This window comes from Mangrovivirga halotolerans (assembly GCF_026241165.1).
GTDB lineage: Bacteria > Bacteroidota > Bacteroidia > Cytophagales > Cyclobacteriaceae > Mangrovivirga > Mangrovivirga halotolerans.
Map to the genome: position 1 here is coordinate 176729 of NZ_JAPFQN010000011.1, position 23363 is coordinate 200091.

Below are 23363 nucleotides of genomic sequence, written 5' to 3' on the forward strand. Positions count from 1 at the left end.
TGAATATAATTTTTTGATGTAATTAACGTCTAAAATACAAAAATCGTTCCGTTTATTTAGATTTTTCTATTAAATATAATTCTTTTTTTGCCCTGGTCACGGCTGTATACAACCATCGCATATATTCTTTATCCTGTCTTTCCGGAGGAAGGTAACCTCTGTCGAGAAAAACCGCATCCCACTGTCCACCCTGTGATTTATGACATGTTAAAGCGTAAGCATACTTGATCTGAAGTGCGTTGAGATATTCATTTGTCCTGATCAGCTCTTTTAAGTCTTTTTTATTTTTAGCAACCTGTTCAAGCTCAGCCCTGACGGTCAGATACAATTCTTTTGAAGTTTCTGCAGAAAGAGAAGCCTCAGGCTGGTGAAGCGTATCGAGTAAAACTTTGGCTTCTACCGGTTCCTGATCAGGATAATCTAGCATTCTGAATCTCATCCTTGCAAATCGCAATCCATACATTTCTTCTTCTGCGAAAACTTTCATCACTTCAATAAAATCTCCATTAGCGATAAAACCTGCCGGCGCATCTTCAGGAAGAAAAAAGTAATTATTTCGAACCACCATAAGCAATTCTCCCGCTTCCACTTCGTGTTCATACCAGTGAATCGTCTGTCTGATAAATTTATTATACTGAACAGCGGCGAAGTTACTCCTGCAAACTACGGCAGTATTTTCCTGACCAAATTTACCATATGCATATCGCAACCCGTCTTCCATTCGCTCAGTACTCATTTTAAATATATCAGTAAACTTACCGGTATTAAAAACAGGTTCGAAAATACCTTCATGCATCTTCTGACGAATATCATTAGCATGGAGCAATATTCCGGAATCAAGATCCTGACGTGTAACCTGTGTAAGCTCAGCCACTCCAGGCTCATAGAAGATTATTTTTTCAATCCCTTCCTTTGTTAATGCAGGACTTTCATTTAATCCAACCGGTGGAAGCTGGGCAGGATCACCCACAATAAGTAGCTTATTTTTATTTTCAGGTTTTTCAAAAACATACTCGATTACATCAGTAAGTAGTCCCTGTTTACCGAAATTAAACTCATCCCCGATCATAGAAGCCTCATCCACAATAAAAAGAGTCCGCTTAAAGTAATTTGGCTGACGCTTAAAGCTTAAAGTTCCGGCTGAAGGGTCATTTTGTTGTTTGTAAATCACTTTATGAATAGTAAAAGCCTGGGAATTGCTATAGGTTGCCATCACTTTAGCTGCCCTTCCTGTCGGAGCCATCATCATAATCTTCCATTTAAAGGCACCCAGGCATTTATTAATCATGCTCAGCACAGTAGTTTTCCCTGTCCCTGCATAGCCTTTAAGTATTAAGACATCCTCGCCGCTGGTGTCTTTTATGAATTTTTCGAATACATCGAGAAATTCGTTCTGGTCATCAGTAGGTTGAAAAGGAAAATTCTTAACTATAAGATCTTTAATTCTTCCCAATTGGATTTATTTAAATTTATTGGCAATTTAGATAAATAGATACATGAGTAAAAAGGAAAACATAAGCTTTAAAAACAAGATCCGCAACAGGGTAATGGGATTAATATTTAATGAAAAAAATGAAATCCTCGTTATCAGGCAAAAGCATTTATTTTTAAAGAATGAATGGTTTTTACTTCCCCCCGGTGGCGGTATCGACTTTGGGGAAGAGATGCAGGAAGCTCTTAAAAGAGAAATAAAAGAAGAAACATTCCTTGATATTAAAAATTCACAATATTTATTTATCTCTGAATTTATCCAGGAACCCTATCATGCTATTGAACATTTTTTTCTCGTGAAAGAATTTGAAGGAAATCCAAAAGTTGGTTCTGACCCTGAATTAAGCGAAAACAACCAGATGATCCTGGGTATTGAATGGCGTAGTGAGCAGGAACTCAAGAATATAAATAACCATAGAAAACATAGAATTTTTAATATTATTCCCGAATTCAAAGAATTAAAAAAGGTTTCAGGCTTCTTAACAGTTGTTTCCGACCAAAAGAATACTTAATTTTCGTTGTGATTTGCATTTCAAAATAATATAATTGCAAAAATAAAAATAAACTGGTACACAATGCTTAATAAGATTTTAACTGCTGTATTTACAATTATCGCGATCGTTTTAGCGTGGTTGATATGGGATTATTCTATTAATTCTGAGATTCGATTAAGAAGAAAAATCAAAAAAGTTGAAAGCGAGGTAATACAAAATCTCGAGCAAATAAGAGAGGCTCAAAAGGCCTACTATGCTACCCACAAAAGATATACTGAAAATTGGGATTCTCTAATTTCTTTTATTGACACAGGTAAAATCTACATTGTTGAGAGAAACGAGGAAATCATCACGTTAGAATATGGTGCTGACAGTGTAGTTGTAGAATATGACACACTTGGATCTGTTGGTGTACAGGATTCACTTTTCAACGAGAGAAAATATCCAAACTTTAAGCTTTCTGAATTAAAATATGTTCCTTACAGCAAGGGAAAAGTATTTGAAATGGAAACTGAGCAGCAAATCAAAGGACCTGTTAAGGTATCATTAATACAGGTAGTTGATCCGGCTCCATTCGATAAATCAAGAAAAGAAGACAACGATATTCCTGGAAGAAGACCATTGAGATTTGGATCTCTTGTAGATGCAACCCTATCAGGTAACTGGGAATAATTTTTTCAATAAAAAGATTTCAACATGGCTTATAAGAGCGTAAGAAAAATCAAAGATACCCGATTTAACATCGAACACTTAGAGGATTATGCGCTCAGCCTATTAATAGGCAGGAGTGATTTCAGAATGTTCGTTACGAATACTCGAGATAACTCCTGCTTAATCATTGAAGAATTTGAATACCCGACAGTCGATAATTCTATCGAACTCATGCAGGTATTAGACAAGATCTTTGATGAGCATCACTTGCTAAAAGCAGGATTCTGGAAAGTTGTTAAAGTTGCGGTAAAGGATTGTCCGTTTACACATGTTCCTAATGAACTTTTTGAAAAGGAAAACGCAATAGACCATCTAGCAATGAACGGCAACGTCGATCAGGAGGATATTGTACTTTACTATAAACATCTTCAATCGGACATTGTAACAGTTTTTAGTGTAAATGAGGACCTTTCTGAATATTTAAAAGGGGTTTACACTACTATTCCTGTTCATTTTGTTCATCCCAGCGCAGCTTTCATTGAAAACATTTATAAATACGACGACAAAACTGACGAAACTACCGTATTCCTTAATAAATCTAAAGAAGGTATTTCTATAGCAGTTTATGAAAATAGCAAAATCGTATTTTACAATGAATTTGCAACTAATACAGCTGAAGCTGTGTTAAGATACACCATGTATGTCTTTAATCTTCTCGGTTTGAACCAGCAATCTACCAGGGTTGTAATATGGGGAGATACTGACACTCAACATGAAGACTTCAAACTTCTCTATCAGTACATCAGAAACATTTCTTTCGGAAGAAGGCCTCAATATCTAAAATGCGGCTTTGTATTTGATGTAGCTGAAGACCACCAATACTTTGACCTGATGTCTATTCAGGCTTGTGCATAACCTCCAAAATGAGTAACCAGCAAAAAACAGCAATCTTCCCGGGATCATTCGATCCATTTACTAATGGTCATAAAGATATCGTATTGAGATCTTTAAAGATATTTGATGTAGTTATTATCGCTATAGGCCACAACACCAGTAAACATAAGAGGTATTTTGACATAGACCTGATGGTTCGCAAAATAGAAGAATCCTTCACAGAATATGGCGACCGGGTTAAAGTGGTGGTATATAATGAATTAACTGCTTTTCTTGCTGATAAACTGGATGCTAATTTTCTTATCAGGGGGCTGAGAAATACTACGGATTTTGAATATGAAAATAGTATTTCCCAGGTGAATGCAGATATTAATAAGGAACTCGAAACAATTTTCCTTATAACTTCTCCCGAGTTTGCGGCTATAAGCTCAACTATCATAAGGGAGATACATCGATACGGTGCCGACGTATCAAAATATCTACCCTACGAAATATAAAATCTTTAATCTATATCAACTTTCTGCTCTTCCAGCACTCTAAGATATTTCTGATAGATATATCTTATCGAACGATAGCTGGTCAACAGGGCTTTATCCATTTCCTTTTTAGTCAGCCATTTGATATCCGTGATTTTTTCTTCTAACTGTGGCGTCATATTAGAATCATCAAGACAATCCATCAGATACCAATCCGTCCTCTTCAAAATTCTTTTCCCATTCTGCACGTAAGTATGCCAGGTTTTCACCACCTTTTCTTTTAAACGAACCTTGATAGCACATTCCTCCTCTACTTCCCTGACAGCACCCAGTTCCGGGGTTTCCTTCTTTTCTAGTTTACCTTTAGGAAAGTCCCATTTACCAAGCCTGTAAATCGCAAGGGTCTTCCTGTCTTTTTTTACAATACCACCAGCAGCTTTAATTATCTTAAATTTACTTTTGAAGTATTTTATTGCCTTTTCTTTGTCTTCAAATAAAAAGGTAATTGAATTTAATCTCTTTGCTTTTTTATCAGACAGAATTTCTATCACTTTGTCTATGTGATCGATCTGTGCAGATCTTACAAGTAGATTATCTACCAGGTTGGCATGGGCCAGATCAAATTCCGCTCCATCCACTACGTGATCATAGACATGATGATCATCAGATTCCTGGCCTCTGAAATAAACAGGGTTGTCATTTATAAATACCTTCATTTAATCACTGGTAATTTCCAAACAATAAAAAAATGATTCACAGACCCTAAAAATAATCAAGTATCTGAGCTGTCACAAGATTACGATACTTAAAACACATATAAAAGTATTAACTGCTTAGATGATTTTGATTAATTTCGCATCATGAGTTACGTAAATATTAATCAGGAGACAGCCAAAAGAACAGCGTCTGAATTGATCGAAGTCGGCGCCGTGAAAATTTCACCTTCAAAGCCTTTCGTGTGGGCATCCGGATGGAATTCCCCTGTATATTGTGATAACAGAATCACACTATCGTTTCCAAATACGAGAAAATACTTAAAAGATGCCCTTGTGGATACGATCAGAAAGCAATTTCCTGAAGTGGAAGCTATTGCAGGAGTGGCTACAGCAGGAATTCCTCAGGGAGCTCTCACCGCCGACATACTAGACTTGCCTTTTCTTTATATCAGGTCAAAACCAAAAGGCCACGGCATGAAAAACATGATCGAAGGTAAGGTCGACAAAAAGCAAAAGGTAGTTTTAGTCGAAGATCTTGTTTCTACCGGAGGTAGTTCTTTAAAAGCAGCAGAAGCATTAAAAGAGGCCGGAGCAGAAATATTGGGAATGGTATCAATATTTACATATGGCTTTGAAATAGCAGAAGATAATTTTAAAGAAGCAGGGATAAAACTGGTTTCGCTCAGCGATTATTCCAATATGCTAAAAGAAGCCCACGACCGCGGACTTGTAAAAGAGAAAGATCTTGTATCATTAAAAGCATGGAGAACTGATCCTGAAAACTGGAAGGCTTAAATGCCTTCCATCACCCCGAGTCCAAAAAGGGCCAGGTCGTATTTAACCGGGTCCTCCGGATTCATCTTTTTTAGATTAGAAGTAAGTTCTTCTGCAGCAAGCCAGTCTGATTGCTTTCTTTTCAACAGATTAAGTGCTTTTGCTATTCGTTCAACATGAACATCTAACGGGCATATCAGGTCAGCAGTACTGATCTTATTCCAGATTCCAAAATCAATGCCTTCCCGGTCTGACCTCACCATCCAGCGCAAATACATATTCAATCTTTTACAGGCACTCTTTCTTTCAGGAGTACTGACATGTTTTTTCGTTCTCGAAGGGGCATCCTGAAGTGAAAAGAATGTCTGGTGATAATTGATCAATCCTTCTTTAACAGGATGAGTTGATTTGTCGGGACTGACATAGAAAAGTTCTTCCAGGGAATCATTTTGTGAATACCAGAAATTCAAAAACCTGATAAAATAACGCAGATCTTCATTATTAAATGTTCGATGTTTAAATGAACTCAGTCTCTGCAATTCTTCTTCACTATGACCAACGACAAAATCATATGGAGCCCTGTCCATCATGTCCATGAGTTCATTGCATTTATTTATAATGGTTTTTCTTTGCCCCCAGGCCAGGGTCGCAGCGAATAAACCGGCGATTTCAATATCTTGTTTTCTGGTGAATGAGTGAGGAATCTGAATAGGATCAGACCCTATAAAACCCGGCTGGGCATATTTTATCAGTGCATCATCCAGATGCTCTTTAACATCATTTAATGATAATTTCATTTTAATACGGAAAATAAGAGATCTGTACCCTGATCTTTTTATCCGCAGCACCTAAACGCTGATAAGCTCTTTCAGACATTCTTAAAATCAGATCCTGACTAGTATTTTCAGGTAGCTTACCAATCACTCTGACAAACACTCTTCTTTTATTTGCCTCGTTGATCACTTCAAGTAAGGTGCCCACAGGAGCAGTTTTATGTAATCCCAGATACTGGTCATTCTTACCAGTACCTTCGATCACTTCAGCCACACCTTTTTCAACAACCTTTTTGATATCGTGAGACTGCACATCTATAGCAGGAACTGTAAACACTTCTCTTTCAGTACCTGCATTAGCATTTGTACTGGCAGTTGCTGTTGAATTAGCTGAACTGTTATTTTCTTTATCACTTTCTTTAACTGGCTTAGCACCATCCGGGGAGGTAACTACCAATACCTGACCAATGGACACAGAGTTATCAGGTAAATTGTTCCACTTCACAAGATCCTCCACTTCTACATTATACTTTTTACTAATGCTATAAAGAGTTTCGCCTCCTTCTACTTTATGAGTACCCTTAATTTTGGTGGATGTAGAGTTGTCATTATTACTTGTGTTACTACTTTGAGTTGAGCTTTCTGATGGAGCAGAAACAATCAGTTCCTGACCCAGGTCAATGCTGTTACCATTCAGACTATTCCAGGTCTTTATTTCATTTACGGTAATATCGTATTTTCTTGAAATTGAGAATAACGTTTCACCTTTCTTTACAGTATGCTTTTTTGCCTTTGAAGATACTGAAGATTGTGACCGTGCTTTACCCTGGGGTATCATTACCTCCTGCCCTACTTTGATCACTTTCGAAAAATCAGGATTATATTTTTCGATCTCACTTATTTCAACATTATAAGCTTTGGATATCGAAAAGGCAGTCTGTCCTGCTTCAACTATATGAACAATAAACTTTTGCCCATTTTTCTCCCTGACCTCCTGCGCATTGATATTCAGTGCTGAACAAAATGAAAGTAATCCTAAAACGAGTATTAAAAATTTAGACTTCATAAGTTGAAATAGTATTTTTATCTTCAATCACAAAAAGCTTGCCGTTCATTATAAAATATGGTTCCTTAGTCAAACCTTTCCCGGCACTTTCAAGTAAAATTTCCTTCAATAAGTTTCCCTCTTCATCAAAGATAAAAAGTTTATGACTAAAGAGCTTACCTATTTTATTATAACCTGAAATTAAAATCAAACTTTCTGTCTCCAGGTATTCAACGGCCCCGATAGATGATTTTATATCTTTTGTCTCCAAAAATTCATTTACGTCATCAAAATATTCTGTACCCTGGTGATATTGTGCAGGAAATTGTATTTCATAATTACTTTCTGTTATTTCTTCAGCACTCCTCTCCTTTGTCAGCTTCCTGGTTTTCGGATCATATAAGATGCTATCTTCTTCATTTCCCGATTCTGTGAATAAAAATTTATCCTTTCCGGAATCTGTTCCAAAATAAATCATGTTTTCAAATTCATCTATTATTTCGCCATCTTTTCCAACGATCAAAGAGCGAGATACTTCCGGGTTTCCTTCACCTTTATATTCATGAAATATAAAGTATTCATCAGACAGGAACATCAGTCGTAGCCACCATTTGTCAGGGATCTTTACTTCGATGGGATATATTTTTTCAGTGAGAATATTGTATTGAAAAAATTCAACATCATCTAATCCTTCTCCTCTGGCTTCGATTCCGAGACTCTTACCATCGGAACTGACAACAGTTTGCCAGACTGGAAATTTAAATGTATATGAAAAAGTGGATTTAGGAGCTTGTTTCACTATTTTAGTATTTCAACTTAAAATTAATAAATCGACAGTGGTTAATAAACTGAAACTTTTTACCATTTTATATTTTTTAGTTTTCCTGTCTGCATTTGGACAGGAAACCAGTAAGGTACTAATTTTGACAGTAGACTCCGAAATCGACCCGAGAACAAACCGATATATTGAACTCGGAATGGAGAAAGCTGTGGAAGAAGAATTTGATGCCATCATACTTGAACTGGATACTTATGGCGGTCTGGTAACCGACGCTAATGACATTCGTGAAAGAATCCTCAGGTCGGATATCCCGGTTTATGCTTATATCAATACTGACGCAGCTTCTGCAGGGGCATTGATCTCAATAGCTTGTGACAGCATATACATGGCTCCTGCTTCAAGTATCGGAGCTGCCACCGTAGTGACTCAGACCGGGGAAGCTGCACCGGATAAATACCAGAGTTATATGAGAAGTATTATGCGGGCCACGGCAGAAAAAAGAGGCCGGGATCCACGTATCGCTGAAGGCATGGTCGATGAAACCCTTGAAATAGACAGCATATCACCAGCGGGTGACGTGATTACCTTTTCAACATCTGAAGCTATTAAATACGGATATTGCGAAGCTCAGGTAGATAGTTACCAGGATATTTTAGACAGAACGAATCTTTCGGAGGCACAGACTGAGGATTTTACTCTTAGCTGGACTGAAAAAGTGATTAGCCTGGTACTCAATCCCGTTGTTTCGGGGTTTTTGATACTGATCATGGTCGGTGGAATTTATTATGAATTACAGACCCCGGGTGTCGGTTTTCCTATTGCAGCTTCTATACTTGCAGCTGTTCTATATTTTATCCCTTACTATCTTAACGGCCTTGCGGCTAACTGGGAGATCCTGATCTTTTTTATCGGCATTATTTTACTTGCACTGGAGATTTTTGTCATACCGGGATTTGGAGTAGCCGGTGTGAGTGGATTGATCCTGATCTTTACCAGCCTGACCCTGGTCATGCTTGATAATGATAACTTTAATTTTGATTTCGTCAATATTGAGAGCATAGTCAGAGCGATAGGTATAGTAGTCACCTCATCATTGGTGGCAGGAGTAATGATGATAGTCGGAGGCGTAACTATTTATAAATCACCTATATTCAGCAAAATTGCTTTATCATATGAGGCAACAAAAGAATTAGGATATACTTCAAAAGTCAAAAATGAAGAAGACCTGACCGGTAAGATCGGCACGGCCTATACAGTATTACGACCGAGTGGAAAAGTTACTATTGGAGATGATTACTACGATGCATATACCCGTGGAGAATTTATAGCCAGAGGACAAAGAATAGTCGTAATTAGAGATGAGGGAAGCAGTTTACTAGTCAAAGCTAAGGCATAGAATGAAAATAATAGGAATAATACCGGCGAGATATGCATCCACCAGGTTTCCGGGCAAACCACTCGTTGATATTGGTGGCAAATCGATGGTAATGCGGGTATACGAACAGGTATCAAAAGTTAAAAATATCTCCGAAGTGGTCGTGGCAACAGATAACGATGAGATCTACGAACACGTTAATTCTAATGGAGGAAAAGCGGTAATGACCCGGGAAGATCATCCCAGCGGTACTGACCGGTGCTATGAAGCACTGACAAAATGCACTGATGAATTTGATTTTGCAATCAATATACAGGGAGATGAACCTTTTCTAAAGCCGGAACAAATATCAAGCCTCTGTGATGCTCTCGGGTCGCAGGTGGAGATCGGGTCGATGATGAAAAAAATCAGTGACAGAAAAGATTTATTCAATCCGAACGTTGTTAAGGTAGTAGTATCAGAACCGGGATATGCATTATATTTTTCTAGGCAGACCATTCCCTATCAAAGAAATAATGATGAATCTGTCTGGTTGGACAATTTCAATTATTTCAAACACCTGGGAATTTATGCCTACAGAACTGATATATTAAAAAAACTTGCTTCTCTTCCTGAAGGGAAGTTAGAAAAAGCAGAATCTCTTGAACAGCTACGGTGGCTGGAAAAAGGTTATACTATAAAAATGGTAGAAACTAATGTAGAGTCTGTCGGTATTGATACCCCTGAGGATTTGGAAGAAGTAAAAAAGAAACTAAATTTATAAGAATAGCAGAGCCAGTAAATATATGTTAAGACATTTTTTTATCTCAATTTTAATAGTATTCGGTATTTTCACTTCAAGGTCTCAAAATCTTGTAGAAATTGCTTTTGATACTACCCGGCTTTTCCAGGACAACTTTACCGGTTTTATGCTTTACGATCCGGAATCAGGTGATACCATCTATTCACTCAATGAGAAGAAATTTTTCAATCCTGCTTCCAATGTTAAGATCTTTACATTTTTTACATCTCTACAATTAATTCCTGACAGACTTGCAGCGAGTCACTATTTCTATCGTGGCGATACAGTTTATATTCAGGGCACCGGAGATCCGACTTTTTTACATCCTGACTTTGAAGAGCAGCCACTACTTGATTTTCTAAAGGAAACGGATAAAACCATTGTCTTTTTAACAGGAAACTACGAAGGACAGCATTATGGTCCAGGCTGGGCATGGGATGATTACACCTATTTCTTTAGTAATGAAAGAGCCAGCTTCCCGGTTTGTGGAAATGCGATACGAGTTGATTTTGACAGGCTGGATAGTTCGTTCAATGTTTATCCAAAATACTTTCTGCCTTCAACTAAACTCAACAGAAAAGGAGGCAGGGGAATTTACAGAGTTAGCCGGGATATGAAAGATAATTCATTTACGATCTATCCTTCTATGTTTTACAATGATGATCCGGTTAATGTACCCCTGGAATACGATGATCAGGTTCTGACCTGTATACTGGAAGATACTCTCAGCAAACCAGTGTTTATCAGACAAACACCGCTAGAATTCATGTCTCATAATGAAGATGAAATTGTCATGAAAGGGGTGAGAAAAGATACTGTACTAAAGAAAATGATGATCGACAGTGATAACTTCATTGCCGAGCAGCTCTTAATCAATGCTTCTTCATTTTATTCAGATAGCCTGTCAACTCAACTCATCATTGACCTTATGCAGGATAGCCTTGCTGATCACTGGGAAAAAGCACCGATATGGAGAGATGCTAGCGGGCTATCCAGATATAACCTATTTTCTCCAATACATTTCGTTACAATCCTTAATCTTCTGTATAAGGATTTTGAGGATAAAGAAGAGCTGACTTCATATTTCCCTGTGTCGGGAAGTACCGGAACGCTAAAATATTTCCTGGAGGAAGAAAAAGAAAATCCTTTTTTATGGGGTAAAACGGGTAGCTTGAACAATAACTTCAATCTGAGTGGTTACATTAAAACTAAAAGTGGAAAAATGCTGATTTTTAGTTTTATGAATAATCATTATACCGAAAGAACCAGCCTTGTAAAAAAGAAAATGGAGAATATTTTCCGAATAATCCACGAAAATTATTAGGCACTGGCCTGAGGAAAAAAATCTTCCCAGTCTTTGTTTTGGTTCCCTAAATAATCTTTGAGAAAAAGCAGGTAATTTGGTCTGTAGGGTTTTTGTCTTAATTGGAGTCCTACTTCTTCAGGAGAACTATTGCCTTTAACTGTATTACATCTTTTACAGGCTGTCACAAGATTACTCCAGGTTGTTTTTCCTCCTTTGGCTTTCGGAATAAGATGGTCAACAGTAAGATCAGATGATTTACCACAATACTGGCACTGATGCTTATCTCTTCTAAAGATATTCTGCCTTGAAAGCATTACGTTTTTGTAAGGCAGGTAAATGTATTTCCTTAGCTTTATAACAGCAGGTTTGGGAAAAGTTCTGTCAACAGAATGGAGAGCTTCACCATCCACTTCACGTACCATATCTGCTTTCTCCAGATATAGAAGAATAAACGCTTTATTAACTGTACAAACTGCCATCGGACTGTAATCCTGATTTAATAATAAGACCTTCTGGCTCATTATTTACTCCTTTCTTTTTCTTATAACATGTCTTATCGCATGAAGTTTTTTATGTGTATAAATATTCTTCTCGCTATTAAATATCCCTTTAGACGTAAGTTCATCGACACGAACCTTGCCTGAGGCATGAATTATTCTGTTATTATCAAGGATGATACCAACATGATCTACCCTTCCTTTTTCATTTTCAAAAAAAGCCAGATCACCCATAGAGGCATCTTCCGGTTTCACTATTTCCTCACCAACTTTAGCCTGCTGAGAAGCATCTCTTGGCAAAAAGTATCCATTTAATTTATAAACAATTTGAACAAATCCACTGCAATCATATCCAAAAGGACTTCTGCCACCCCATAAATAGGGAGAATTATGCAATTTCATCGCTGTATTTTTTATATCCTCCACAGAGCCCTTACTCCCCATACTTTTGGATTCGCCATTAAAAGCAATCTGTTCTTCCATTTTAAACAACTCATTGGTTGATAATGGCAGAACGCTTCCAACCACAATATCCAGGGATTGTTTGTTAAATAAAATAGTGGAGACCTTTTCTGTTGAAATCCGAAAATCTGAAAAAGCAATCTGATCATAATATTCATTTGAAATACTATGATGCTGATTAGAGTCGATCCAGCCTTCGTAATCATCAAATGCCATCCTGATCTTTTTCCAATCGCCTTTTTCTTCCAGGACCTCATAATGATCCCCAAAAAGTAATTGAGTGACCATCTCAGCAGCATGCCTGGGTTCACCTCGAACAGGGATGACCGATAGTCTGCAAATACCTTTTTCGTTTATTTCCATACTTTTTGTTTCCATTAAATATACAGAACGATAATTAATTATGGCAGGTTGACAACACACAAAAAAAAAAGACAGCTAAATTTGCTGTCTTTGTAATTCCCTTTTCATATCCTTTTCTTTTATCGATTCTCGCTTGTCGTGGAGCTTCTTACCTTTAGCGAGAGCAATATTTAATTTTGCAAAGCCTCTGTCATTTATAAAAAGTTTGGTGGGGATAATTGCCAATCCCTTTTCTTCCATTTTGGTCTTGAGTTTTTCAAGTTCCTTTTTATTGAGAAGCAACTTTCTGTCAGCTTTGGCTTCGTGATTATAAAAGCTACCCTGTTCGTAGGGGGAAATATGCATGCTTCTCACCCACAACTCACCTTTCTGGAATACACAATAAGCTTCCTGAAGGTTAACCTTCCCCATTCTTATTGATTTGATCTCGGTACCTTTTAGAACCAGTCCCGCAGTATATTTTTCAAGCCACTCGTATTGAAAAGAGGCTTTGCGGTTTTTAATATTTACCTGGTTTTGTATGTCTTTTTTATCTTTTTTACTCATTTCTGTTTTAAAACTTTAATCTTGGTTCTGCTGAAACTGACAGATCCACGAATTCATTTGCCTGGTACTTATACCAGGCTGCCATTGCTATCATTCCGGCATTATCAGTACAATACTCAAATGCAGGTATAAAGGTTTCCCAGCCTTTGTTTTCAGCCTCCGATGTCAGGGCTGCCCTTAATCCCGAGTTTGCCGATACACCGCCAGCCAAAGCTACCCTTTTTATACCGGTTTGCTTCACTGCCTTTCTGAGCTTTTCCATCAACATATTAATTAAACTTTGTTGAATTCCTGCACAGATATCATTTAAATTTTCATTGATGAATTCAGGGTTTTTTTTGAGTTCGTCTCTCAGGAAATATAAGATAGCTGTTTTTATCCCGCTAAATGAAAAATCAAGCCCCGGGATTTCTGCCGGTGGAAAAGAATATTTTTCAGGATCACCCTCTTTTGCATATTTATCGATTAGCGGACCTCCCGGATAAGGTAATCCCATAATTTTAGCAGCCTTGTCAAAGGCCTCACCTACTGCATCATCTTTAGTCTGACCAATAATTTCCATATCCAGATAATCTTTTACGACAACAAGCTGGGTATGGCCACCACTGACAGTCAAACAGATAAATGGAAACTCAGGTTTTGGATCATCAATAAAATGGGCCAGAATGTGCGCCTGCATATGATTTACCTCGATCATCGGAATATTTCTGGCAAGGCTAAGACCTTTTGCAAAAGAAACTCCGACTAATAATGAACCTAATAATCCAGGTCCGCGCGTAAAAGCTACTGCATTGACGTCTGAAATTTTTATATTTGCTTGTTTGATTGCTTCGGTAACTACCGGAACAATGTTCTGTTGATGTACACGAGAAGCTAATTCGGGAACGACACCCCCATATTTTTCGTGTATATCTTGTGTGGCAATGATGTTATTAACGACCTTTCCATCGGAAATTACCGAGGCGGCTGTTTCATCGCACGAGGACTCTATGGCTAAAATATGAATTGACATAATTTGAATAAGCAAACAAAATTATCGCAAGTTATTAAAAATAAGGTACTCAAATTACTCGTGAGAGTAATTCTTGGGCTGATCATCTTATTTTTAATGCTTACAGCGCTTATTCAGATGCCTTTTGTGCAGAGTGAGATTACAGGAAGATTAAAAGCAAAACTGGAAGCAGAAACAGGATACCGAATTAATTTTGATAAAGTCGGTGTACTTTGGTATGATGAAATAAGCCTCAACGGAATCCAGGTTTACGACCGGAATGATAGTCTGATGGCAGATATTAACCGCCTGATTGTTAATTTTAATATCACCGGAATTACTAAAAATGGAAGAGTACACCTTAACAAGGTAGCCCTTGACCGTCCGACTGTCCACATGATTAAGCATCCGGGTGAAGACACTCTTAATCTTACAGGCTTTATCCAGTCGCTTAAAAAACTAGCCAGAAAACAGACAGAGACAAAAAGACGGACATGGGTAACATTTACAGATGTCTTTATAGACAAAGGTCACTTTACCTATAATTATATAGAAAAAGATAGCTTTCCAGATGATCGGTTTGACTTGTATCACTTTAAAATCAGTGATATCAATGCACACCTGGAAGGTTTTGAGGTTTTTAATGATTCGGTTTCATTTTATTCCGACTTTCTGAATTCAAGAGATCCTGTTTATAACAGGCTGCACATCAAAGATCTTCAATCTAATTTTCTTTATTGCGACAACCTGATGTCGTTTAAAGACCTGAACCTGGATATTGGTGAATCTACTATTAAAGACAGCCTGGTATTTACCTATAATTCTCCAGCTGCCCTGAGTTATTTCGTCGATTCAGTAAACATTGAAGCGAAAATAGATAACTCAATCCTCGATGCCAGGGACCTCAGTCTTTTTGCAACATATTTTAAAGGGCAGAATGCCAAGCACGAAGTGTCTGGTGTTTTCAGCGGAGGAATTACTGATTTTTCTGTTTATGATTTAAATATAAACTATGCCCAGCGAAGCAAAATCAGAGGAAGTATGGAATTTGCCGGCCTGCCTAATGTCGGTGAAACCTTCATGTTCCTGACCCTTGATGAGGCTAACATGTACAATGAGGATCTTCAAAGGATAATCCCCGGCCAGCGAGACACACTTTTAACTCCCCTCGGCCGAACCTACATTGAAGGTCAGTTTATCGGTTTCGTAAATGACTTTGTAAGTAACGCGATCTTTGAAACTGAAATTGGATATATCGAAACAGATATTAACCTCAAGCTTTATGAAGACGATAAGGCCGCCCGTTACACTGGGGATCTTGTATTAAGAAATTTTGATATCGGGCAATATTTTAATCAGCCTGAAAATTTCCAGAAAGTTTCATTGGTAGGAGAAATCCGGGGATCAGGACTGGTACTTGAAAATGCTGACTTTATTCTGGACGCCACTGTTTCAAGCCTGGGGATCAAAGGATATAATTATAAAAATATAGTAACAAATGCCCGACTGGCCAGTGAGCTTTTTGAAGGTAAAATGAGTATTGATGATCCAAATCTGCAATTTATTACAGAAGGAACGATCGATCTAAACGAAGATAAAGAACTGATAAAAGTTACTGCCTCTCTTGATACTGCTTTTTTTCATGAGCTAAATCTTAGTAAGGAAAAACTTTCGCTATCAGGAGATTTTAATATCGATGCTACCGGACTTCACATAGACAGTCTTAGGGGGAATGCTCAATTCAGTAATACTGACATTGAATATAAAAACAACTTCCTGCATGTTGATACATTATCGGTGATCTCAAAAAAAGATAGTATAAACAGGAAAATACTACTTACTTCCGACCTGGTGAATTTTGATGCAGAAGGGGATTTCAACCTGACTACGGCCTGGAATGACCTGCAGATCCTTCTCAAGGAGTACAAATACATACTGAGTAACGAGAAAGAGAAACTTAAAACGATCAAAGAATCAAGTTCGGATGAATCTTATGATATTGATTTTTCTGTGACCGGATTTAATATGATGCCTATTCTGGATCTTGTGGAATCAAATCTGCAAATTCAGGATACTATTTCTCTGGTTGGAACATTTCAAAACGGAGAGACTTCTATCCTCAACGGATACCTGGAAACTGATACACTTCAGATCAAAAATCTTATTTTCAAAGATCTTTCTGTCGATCTTTCTACCTCAAAATTCAGAGACAGTACCAATGTGCTGGCTTATGCAGTAGTTCAGTCTACCAAACAAAAAGTTACGGAAGCTCTCAATACAGAAGACCTTTTCTTTGAAGCTATCTGGAGTGAGAATCATATTGATCTCGAGTTTTTTGCGAAGCAGGAGGATGAAAACAATGATGCAACGATAATTGGTGAACTGGATTTCCTGACAGACAGCACACGACTCCGGATATCCGAAGCAGATTTTAATATCCTGAATAAAAACTGGTCTATTGATCAAGAGAACTCAATATCGTGGATCGACAAGGTGTTCAGGGTTAAAAACTTTGATATTTACCATGAAAACGAACAGATAAGCTTTGACGGGATCATTTCAGATTCGGCGTTTCATGAGTTAGACCTCAATGTAAATAACTTTCAGATTAGTACTTTAAATCCTTTAATGCGGGTGAAATATTATGGAGAGCTCAATAGTGACATCACTTTGAGCAACCTTTTAAAAAGCCCGGAGATCGATGGAAACTTATCTATTGATTCATTAAAAGTAGATGATTTCCTTGTGGGAAATGTACGAGGCGTATCTGACTTTAATAAAGAATCACAAAAAATAGCGCTGGATCTTAATGTAATCAGGCAGGGCTTTGAAACTATCTCTTTAAAAGGTGATATTTTCCCTAAAAGTGATCGGAATCAACTTGACCTTGTAGCAACTTTTGACGATGCCAACCTTACTATTTTCGAACCTTATCTGAAGAGAATTTTTTCTGATATTAAAGGGACGGCACGGGGTGATTTTAAGATTACAGGTATGCTGGACTATCCGATCCTCCGCGGTAATGGATTTATTGATGATGGTGGCATCAGGATGAATTACATGAATACCTACTATACATTCCGTGGAGCCATTTTCTTTGACGAGAACCAGATCGGATTCAGAAACCTGAGGTTACGTGATGTCAATAATTCACTCGGAATACTTAATGGTGGTATTTTCCATGATGGATTTGAATATTTCACCCTTGACCTGAGAGGAGAGCTGGAAAATTTCAAAGTGCTTAATACTACTTTAAAACAAAATGAACTGTTTTACGGAGAGGCTTTTGCAACAGGAGACCTGGAAATATTAGGTTCGTTTGAAAACTTATACGTCACGGCAAATGCGACTAGTGAAAAAGGAACCCATATCCATATTCCGGTAAGTGATGAGGTAGAGAGTACCACAACTACAGATTTCATCACCATCCAGGATGCAGATAGTGGCCAGGAAACCAGTGAAGAGGATGAGATTGAAGAAGAGATCGATCTTAGTGGCCTGATCCTTGATTTCAATTTTGATGTTACCCCTGACGCCTACCTGGAAATTATTTTCGATGATAAAACCGGAGATATTTTACGAGGATATGGTAACGGAAAAATAAAAATGATCATCGATACCCAGGGTGAATTTAATATGTTTGGTGATTACCAGATCGAACGCGGAGATTATAACTTTGTTTTTTATAATGTAATCAACAAACACTTCTCTATTCTGCCAGACAGCCGGATCACATGGTATGGCGATCCTTACCAGGGAGTATTAGACATCCGGGCTGCTTATAGCAACCTTGCGTCTTTAAGACCTATATTAAATATCCCTCAGGATGACCAGGTAACAACTACTAATACCGACGTTGCAAGAAAATATCCTGTAAATGTATTAATGGATATTGACGGCCCGCTTCTTTCTCCGGCAGTAGATTTTGATATTGAGATCGGTGACTATCCTCGCCAGATGCTTGCGGAAGTTCAGGCCTTTCACCGGGATGTCCAGAACAACGAACAATACCTGAATCAACAAGTTTTCAGTTTGCTTGTTCTTGGTGGACTGACACCCAGGAATACATTTACAGTGGAAAATACTTTTGCCGGAAACAGTATGGGTGAGTTACTATCCAACCAGATCAGTTACTGGCTGAGCCAGGTAGACGATAACCTGGATGTAAACCTGGACTTCCAGCAATTTGAAACTTTTAGAGTACGTTTATCCTACAGTATGCTTGATGGCCGTCTGACAATTACAAGAGACGGAACGTTTAATAACAATGCCAATAGCCCCGGATTAGATAACAGCAACCAGCCTGTAAACGAACTGATCGGTGACTGGACTATCGAATATGTACTTACTCAGGATGGTAAGCTAAAAGTTAAAATGTATAACAAAACTGACTACAATAATATTTATTCACTTACCGGTTCGGACGTAAATGCAGGCCTCAGCTTACTTTACACCGAAAATTTCGACAACATTAACGAGCTTCTCGGAAGAGATAAAAAGAAGAAAAAAGAAGAAAAGAATTCCGATGAAGATGATGAAGAAAACATTTCTCCAGGTGAAGCTGTTTTGAGGGAAGAAAATGACCCGGAATAAATGCCTACAGAAAAAATAAATATCTTTTGGTTTAGAAGAGACCTTCGCACTGATGACAATCATGGCTTTTATGAAGCCCTTAAATCTGACAGGAAAGTATTGCCCGTTTTTATATTTGACCGGGATATCCTCGATGACCTGGAAGATAAAGATGATGCCAGGGTAACCTTTCTCTCTGATAAGATCAATGAGCTCCACGAGCAATTCGAAAAGCATAATAGTGGACTTCTGACTTTTTATACCACCCCCGAAAAAGCGTTTAAAGAACTTTTAAATGAATACCACATTGAGGCAGTATATACCAACAGAGATTACGAGCCGTATGCAAAAGAAAGGGATAATAAAATAGAAAAACTTTTAAAGAAGGAAGATATTGATTTTCACACCTTTAAAGATCAGGTCATTTTTGAAAAATATGATATACTGACTAAAACCGATTCTTACTATAAAGTTTTTACTCCCTACAGCAGAACCTGGCTTGATAAATGGGAAAAAGAAGACATTCCACATTACTGGAGTGAAAATAGTCTTTCAAATTTATACGAAACGAAAGTCCGAAAACCTCATCAGCTTTCAGACATGGGGTTTACAAGGACTGAAATTGATATCCCCTCTGATAACATAAATGAATCGGTCATAGAAACCTATGATGAAACCAGAGATATTCCGGCATTGGAACATGGTACTTCCAGATTGGGTGTCCATCTGCGTTTCGGGACCATCAGTATTAGAAAACTGGCAAAAAAAGCTGCTGAACTAAATAAAACATTTCTCAACGAACTGATCTGGAGAGAATTTTATATGATGATCTTGTTTTTCAACCCGAAGGTTGTCAATAACAATTTCAAACCTAAATATGATGCCGTAAGATGGCAGAATGACGAAGAAAAATTCAAAAAATGGTGTGAAGGAAAGACTGGTTATCCATTGGTTGATGCCGGAATGAGGCAATTAAATAAAACAGGGTATATGCACAACAGGGTAAGAATGGTCGTTGCCAGCTTTTTGTGTAAGCACCTTTTGATTGACTGGCGATGGGGTGAAGCTTATTTTGCCAAAAAATTACTGGATTACGAACTATCTAGTAATAATGGCGGATGGCAATGGGCCGCAGGAACAGGCACTGATGCACAACCCTATTTCAGGATTTTCAATCCTACCTCACAACTAAAAAAATTCGATCCGGACTTGAAATATGTCAATAAATGGGTCCCTGAAATTAAAAACGGGAACTATCCCTCTCCCATCGTCGAACACAAATCCGCAAGAGAACGGGCAATTAAAACCTATGAAGAAGCTGTGAAGTAAAAAGGAAGTATTAAGTTTACCAGATGAATGCTTTGGTAAGAATACTTCTGACCTCTCTGATCATCCTGAGTCCTTTGAGGGGATTTTCACAATATAGTGATACCGAAACAGACACTTCAAAAAACAGGGTAACAAGATTTGCCCTGATATCAGCAGGCACCTATGCAGCAACCATGACTTACCTGGGTACTACCTGGTATAAAAATGACGAAAAAGTTTCTTTCAGGTGGTTTGACGATTCACAAGAATGGAAGCAAATGGATAAAGTCGGTCATGTAGCCGGTAGCTTTTTCATCACAGAGTTAATGGTCGACGGACTGCGAAATGCAGGACTGGAAAATAAGAAATCAGTGATCTATGGTGCAGCAGCAGCCACAGTGGCTATGGCGTCAATAGAAATTTTCGATGGCTACTCTCCCGATTATGGTGCCAGTGCAACAGATCTTCTGGCAAATCTTGTCGGTACCGGCCTGTTTGTTTTGCAATCTGACAAAAGCTGGGAGGAACAATGGGTAAGGCCAAAATTCAGTTTTTCAACCTCAGGATATGCTGAATTACGTCCTGAAGTATTGGGCAATGGCCTCCACGAGCAAATATTAAAAGATTATAACGGACAAACCTATTGGTTGAGCATCCAGACAGATAACTTTGGTGATATCCCAGGATGGTTATCATATATTAATATCGGTATTGGTTACGGAGCTGAGGATATGATCTATGCCCGTGATAATATGAATATCGAATCGGGATTCGATCCGTACAGACAATTCTACCTTGCGCCGGATATTGATCTTTCAGCCATTAGAACAAACAAGAAATGGCTAAAATTCGTACTTAAATTAGTTAATTATATACATTTGCCGACCCCGGCACTGGAGATCAACACCCGGGGAAAAGTGATTTTTCATCCAATATATTTTTAAAAATATGAACATCGGAGATAAAGTAAGGTTCTTGAGAGGGACAGAAAGCGGGGTTGTAACCTCGATAGTTGATAACAAAACGGTGATGGTTGAGATCGAAGATGGGTTTGAAATTCCCGTTTTACGATCAGAACTGGTCTTTATAAGCAGAGAAGAAACGACATACTTTAAAAAAGAAGATAAACCACAGCACGAAAAAGAGGCAGAAAAAATAAAAGCTGCTCCTGCTAAACTCGAAGGATGGCCCGACGGTATATACCTGGCCTTTAAGCCAATCAACGACCAGCAGATGTCGCTTCATTTGGTCAACCTGACCGGATTTATGATCTTATTTTCTTTTTCAGAAGTATCAGGAGACAATTCTAAGGGAGTAATTGCCGGCAGGGTCCTTCCAAAAGAACACCATAAATTATTCAATCTCAATTCAAATGAGTTTGATAACTGGCCGGTTTACCGTACTGATATAATGTATCATTCTAGGTCGTTTGAACCTACACCGGTACCCATGAGTCGTCAGGTAAAATTCAAGGCTTCGAAGTTTTTTAAAAGCAAAAGAAAAACACCATTGCTCGATGCAGACGCATATACCTTCAGGCTCGATGATCAGGGAACAAAAATCGATGTGAACCAGTTGAAAGACACTTTGATGGAGTCTTCATCTAAAGCCAGCGAGCAGCAAGAACGACCATCAGGAAAAAGACCTGCTGCCTCTGTGGACCTGCATATCGAGGAGTTGACTAAGGATTATGAGAACATGTCAAACAATGACATGCTCGAATTACAATTTGACACTTTCCTTAAGAACTTCGACCAGGCATTGAGTTCAAACATGGATGAGATCACCTTTATCCATGGGGTTGGTAATGGAGTTTTAAAAAATAAGATCCATAAGTACCTGAGTGGCATGGACGACATAAAATACTTTAAAGATACCCAACGCGATAAGTGGGGTGGATATGGCGCCACGAAGGTAGTGTTTAAGTAATTAGAAAAATTAACAAATATCAGTTGACCTGATATTTGTTAATTACCCTTTGTCGAATCGAGTCAGGAGCCAGAGTTACCGTTCCTTGAGATCCGAAAATCTGATATCCATACTTTTTTTTGAAAGTTCTGTCAACAAGTAAATGAAGACGGCCTTCACTTAATTCCCTGTTAAGAACAGCCGTGTGAACAACTGGTAAGTATTTCTCATGATATTCCAGATAAGCATGTTGAATAACCGCCCACATTACACCGCCAAATTCCTCACCTACCATAGATTTACCTATATAAGTACCATATTCCTGATACAATGAATCAATTAACAACTGATTATCATAATCAATCATATTTTGCTTTTCAAAATCCATTTCTTCCCCAGATCGGTGTGCCTGGTCACTAATTTTAATCTCATTTAATAGCAACAATAACTCATAATCAAAGCCGTTTTGCATGGCATACTTTTCAATATCCATCTTTTCTGCCTTATAATTGGCAATTATGCTATCGCAAACAGACTTTAATGAATCATACCCCTTTTGATTATAGTAATTAGTTATCGAACCTTTATATTCAGAGTACATCAAAGTAAATATTGAAGCAAAATTATATGGATCTAATTCAAAAGCCTTGTTATTATGATAAATCACTGAATCATCATTAACATTCATCTCCATATAAATTCCAAATAAATTAAAATGATCTACATAAGTAAAGGTCGAATCGTCTGATTTTATATCCTCATAGGTAGATTTTAATTTAATCATGTAATCCCGATATTTCTCTTCTGTCATATCATCGGGTTTTGAAGGCATATAATCGATAAACTGATCGTTTGTCAATTGAGGGGTTTCTTTACTTTTACAAGAAATAAAAATAATAATACTGCATAATAATGCCAGGTTAAATAATTTCATTAGCCACTTTATTTTAGTTGATTTCAGGAAGCGAAACTAGCTTATTATTCTTAATTACGAATCGCTTCTGTAATTAAAAATTGTTAAGAAATCGAATGTTAACTCTACTAACTAAATAAAAGTTATGTCGCTAATATTAAATCATCGTCTTTTTGTAATAAAGCTTACTTTTGAATACTTAGCAATATTGATAAATGCTTCAGCCAGAATACAATTTTGGCATAG

22 protein-coding genes are annotated in these 23363 nt (G+C 37.7%); 12 read left to right on the plus strand and 10 right to left on the minus strand.

Annotated elements, in window-relative coordinates; genetic code table 11:
- Positions 1-52 precede the first annotated feature (52 nt).
- Positions 53-1453, minus strand: coding sequence for an ATP-dependent DNA helicase (locus tag OO013_RS18085; protein ID WP_266058395.1), 1401 nt, complete (start codon positions 1451-1453; stop codon positions 53-55).
- Between the two features lie 43 nt (positions 1454-1496).
- On the opposite strand from OO013_RS18085, the gene OO013_RS18090 reads away from it, so the two are divergent.
- From OO013_RS18090 to coaD, 4 genes are all read left to right on the plus strand, one after another.
- The gene (locus OO013_RS18090) at positions 1497-2003 is read left to right on the plus strand and encodes an NUDIX domain-containing protein (protein ID WP_266058396.1); all 507 of its coding nucleotides are present in this window, start codon (positions 1497-1499) and stop codon (positions 2001-2003) included.
- A gap of 63 nt (positions 2004-2066) precedes the next feature.
- Positions 2067-2657 carry a hypothetical protein gene (locus OO013_RS18095; protein ID WP_266058397.1) on the plus strand — a complete coding sequence of 197 codons (591 nt, stop codon included), beginning with the start codon at positions 2067-2069 and terminating at the stop codon, positions 2655-2657.
- A 24-nt stretch (positions 2658-2681) separates the two neighbouring features.
- On the plus strand, positions 2682-3551 hold the full coding sequence (locus tag OO013_RS18100) for a DUF3822 family protein (protein ID WP_266058398.1): 870 nt from the start codon (positions 2682-2684) through the stop codon (positions 3549-3551).
- Between the two features lie 8 nt (positions 3552-3559).
- Positions 3560-4027 carry a pantetheine-phosphate adenylyltransferase gene (coaD, locus tag OO013_RS18105; RefSeq protein ID WP_266058399.1) on the plus strand — a complete coding sequence of 156 codons (468 nt, stop codon included), beginning with the start codon at positions 3560-3562 and terminating at the stop codon, positions 4025-4027.
- 5 nt (positions 4028-4032) lie between these two features.
- Here the strand turns inward: coaD and OO013_RS18110 are convergent, their stop codons facing one another.
- Positions 4033-4722: an NUDIX hydrolase gene (locus OO013_RS18110; protein WP_266058401.1), complete on the minus strand. Its 690-nt coding sequence runs from the start codon at positions 4720-4722 to the stop codon at positions 4033-4035.
- A gap of 144 nt (positions 4723-4866) precedes the next feature.
- Between OO013_RS18110 and pyrE the strand changes: the two genes are divergently transcribed.
- Positions 4867-5517, plus strand: coding sequence for an orotate phosphoribosyltransferase (gene pyrE, locus OO013_RS18115; RefSeq protein ID WP_266058403.1), 651 nt, complete (start codon positions 4867-4869; stop codon positions 5515-5517).
- On the opposite strand, the gene OO013_RS18120 is transcribed toward pyrE, so the two are convergent.
- Genes OO013_RS18120 through OO013_RS18130 form a run of 3 tightly spaced genes read right to left on the minus strand, consistent with a single transcriptional unit; the run spans position 5514 to position 8113 of the window.
- Positions 5514-6293 carry a TIGR02757 family protein gene (locus OO013_RS18120; RefSeq protein WP_266058404.1) on the minus strand — a complete coding sequence of 260 codons (780 nt, stop codon included), beginning with the start codon at positions 6291-6293 and terminating at the stop codon, positions 5514-5516. The genes pyrE and OO013_RS18120 overlap by 4 nt on opposite strands.
- A gap of 1 nt (position 6294) precedes the next feature.
- Positions 6295-7335, minus strand: a complete 1041-nt coding sequence (locus tag OO013_RS18125) for a LysM peptidoglycan-binding domain-containing protein (protein ID WP_266058405.1) — start codon at positions 7333-7335, stop codon at positions 6295-6297.
- Positions 7325-8113 carry a hypothetical protein gene (locus tag OO013_RS18130; protein ID WP_266058407.1) on the minus strand — a complete coding sequence of 263 codons (789 nt, stop codon included), beginning with the start codon at positions 8111-8113 and terminating at the stop codon, positions 7325-7327. The genes OO013_RS18125 and OO013_RS18130 overlap by 11 nt, the downstream gene beginning before the upstream one ends.
- A gap of 37 nt (positions 8114-8150) precedes the next feature.
- Between OO013_RS18130 and OO013_RS18135 the strand changes: the two genes are divergently transcribed.
- From OO013_RS18135 to OO013_RS18145, 3 genes are read left to right on the plus strand one after another with little or no spacing between them, the layout of a single operon-like run.
- Positions 8151-9491, plus strand: a complete 1341-nt coding sequence (locus OO013_RS18135) for an NfeD family protein (protein ID WP_266058408.1) — start codon at positions 8151-8153, stop codon at positions 9489-9491.
- A gap of 1 nt (position 9492) precedes the next feature.
- Entirely contained in the window at positions 9493-10233 is a 741-nt protein-coding gene (gene kdsB / locus OO013_RS18140; RefSeq protein WP_266058409.1) for a 3-deoxy-manno-octulosonate cytidylyltransferase, read from the plus strand.
- 22 nt (positions 10234-10255) lie between these two features.
- Complete coding sequence (locus OO013_RS18145) at positions 10256-11575, plus strand: D-alanyl-D-alanine carboxypeptidase (RefSeq protein WP_266058410.1); 1320 nt, start codon at positions 10256-10258, stop codon at positions 11573-11575.
- Here the strand turns inward: OO013_RS18145 and OO013_RS18150 are convergent.
- Genes OO013_RS18150 through tsaD form a run of 4 tightly spaced genes read right to left on the minus strand, consistent with a single transcriptional unit; the run spans position 11572 to position 14437 of the window.
- Positions 11572-12078, minus strand: a complete 507-nt coding sequence (locus tag OO013_RS18150) for an HNH endonuclease (protein ID WP_266058412.1) — start codon at positions 12076-12078, stop codon at positions 11572-11574. The two genes, OO013_RS18145 and OO013_RS18150, sit on opposite strands and share 4 nt — an antisense overlap.
- A gap of 3 nt (positions 12079-12081) precedes the next feature.
- Complete coding sequence (locus OO013_RS18155; RefSeq protein WP_266058413.1) at positions 12082-12894, minus strand: C40 family peptidase; 813 nt, start codon at positions 12892-12894, stop codon at positions 12082-12084.
- A 60-nt stretch (positions 12895-12954) separates the two neighbouring features.
- Positions 12955-13425, minus strand: coding sequence for an SsrA-binding protein SmpB (gene smpB, locus OO013_RS18160; protein WP_266058414.1), 471 nt, complete (start codon positions 13423-13425; stop codon positions 12955-12957).
- A gap of 7 nt (positions 13426-13432) precedes the next feature.
- Entirely contained in the window at positions 13433-14437 is a 1005-nt protein-coding gene (gene tsaD / locus OO013_RS18165; protein WP_266058415.1) for a tRNA (adenosine(37)-N6)-threonylcarbamoyltransferase complex transferase subunit TsaD, read from the minus strand.
- A 3-nt stretch (positions 14438-14440) separates the two neighbouring features.
- Between tsaD and OO013_RS18170 the strand changes: the two genes are divergently transcribed.
- Genes OO013_RS18170 through OO013_RS18185 form a run of 4 tightly spaced genes read left to right on the plus strand, consistent with a single transcriptional unit; the run spans position 14441 to position 22225 of the window.
- A complete protein-coding gene (locus OO013_RS18170; RefSeq protein WP_266058416.1) occupies positions 14441-19009 on the plus strand; it encodes a translocation/assembly module TamB domain-containing protein in 4569 nt (1522 codons plus the stop codon).
- Positions 19010-20317 carry a cryptochrome/photolyase family protein gene (locus tag OO013_RS18175; RefSeq protein ID WP_266058417.1) on the plus strand — a complete coding sequence of 436 codons (1308 nt, stop codon included), beginning with the start codon at positions 19010-19012 and terminating at the stop codon, positions 20315-20317.
- Between the two features lie 23 nt (positions 20318-20340).
- The gene (locus OO013_RS18180) at positions 20341-21240 is read left to right on the plus strand and encodes a DUF2279 domain-containing protein (protein WP_266058418.1); all 900 of its coding nucleotides are present in this window, start codon (positions 20341-20343) and stop codon (positions 21238-21240) included.
- A gap of 4 nt (positions 21241-21244) precedes the next feature.
- The gene (locus tag OO013_RS18185) at positions 21245-22225 is read left to right on the plus strand and encodes a Smr/MutS family protein (RefSeq protein WP_266058419.1); all 981 of its coding nucleotides are present in this window, start codon (positions 21245-21247) and stop codon (positions 22223-22225) included.
- Between the two features lie 19 nt (positions 22226-22244).
- On the opposite strand, the gene OO013_RS18190 is transcribed toward OO013_RS18185, so the two are convergent.
- Positions 22245-23138: a hypothetical protein gene (locus tag OO013_RS18190; protein ID WP_266058420.1), complete on the minus strand. Its 894-nt coding sequence runs from the start codon at positions 23136-23138 to the stop codon at positions 22245-22247.
- Between the last annotated feature and the right edge of the window lie 225 nt (positions 23139-23363).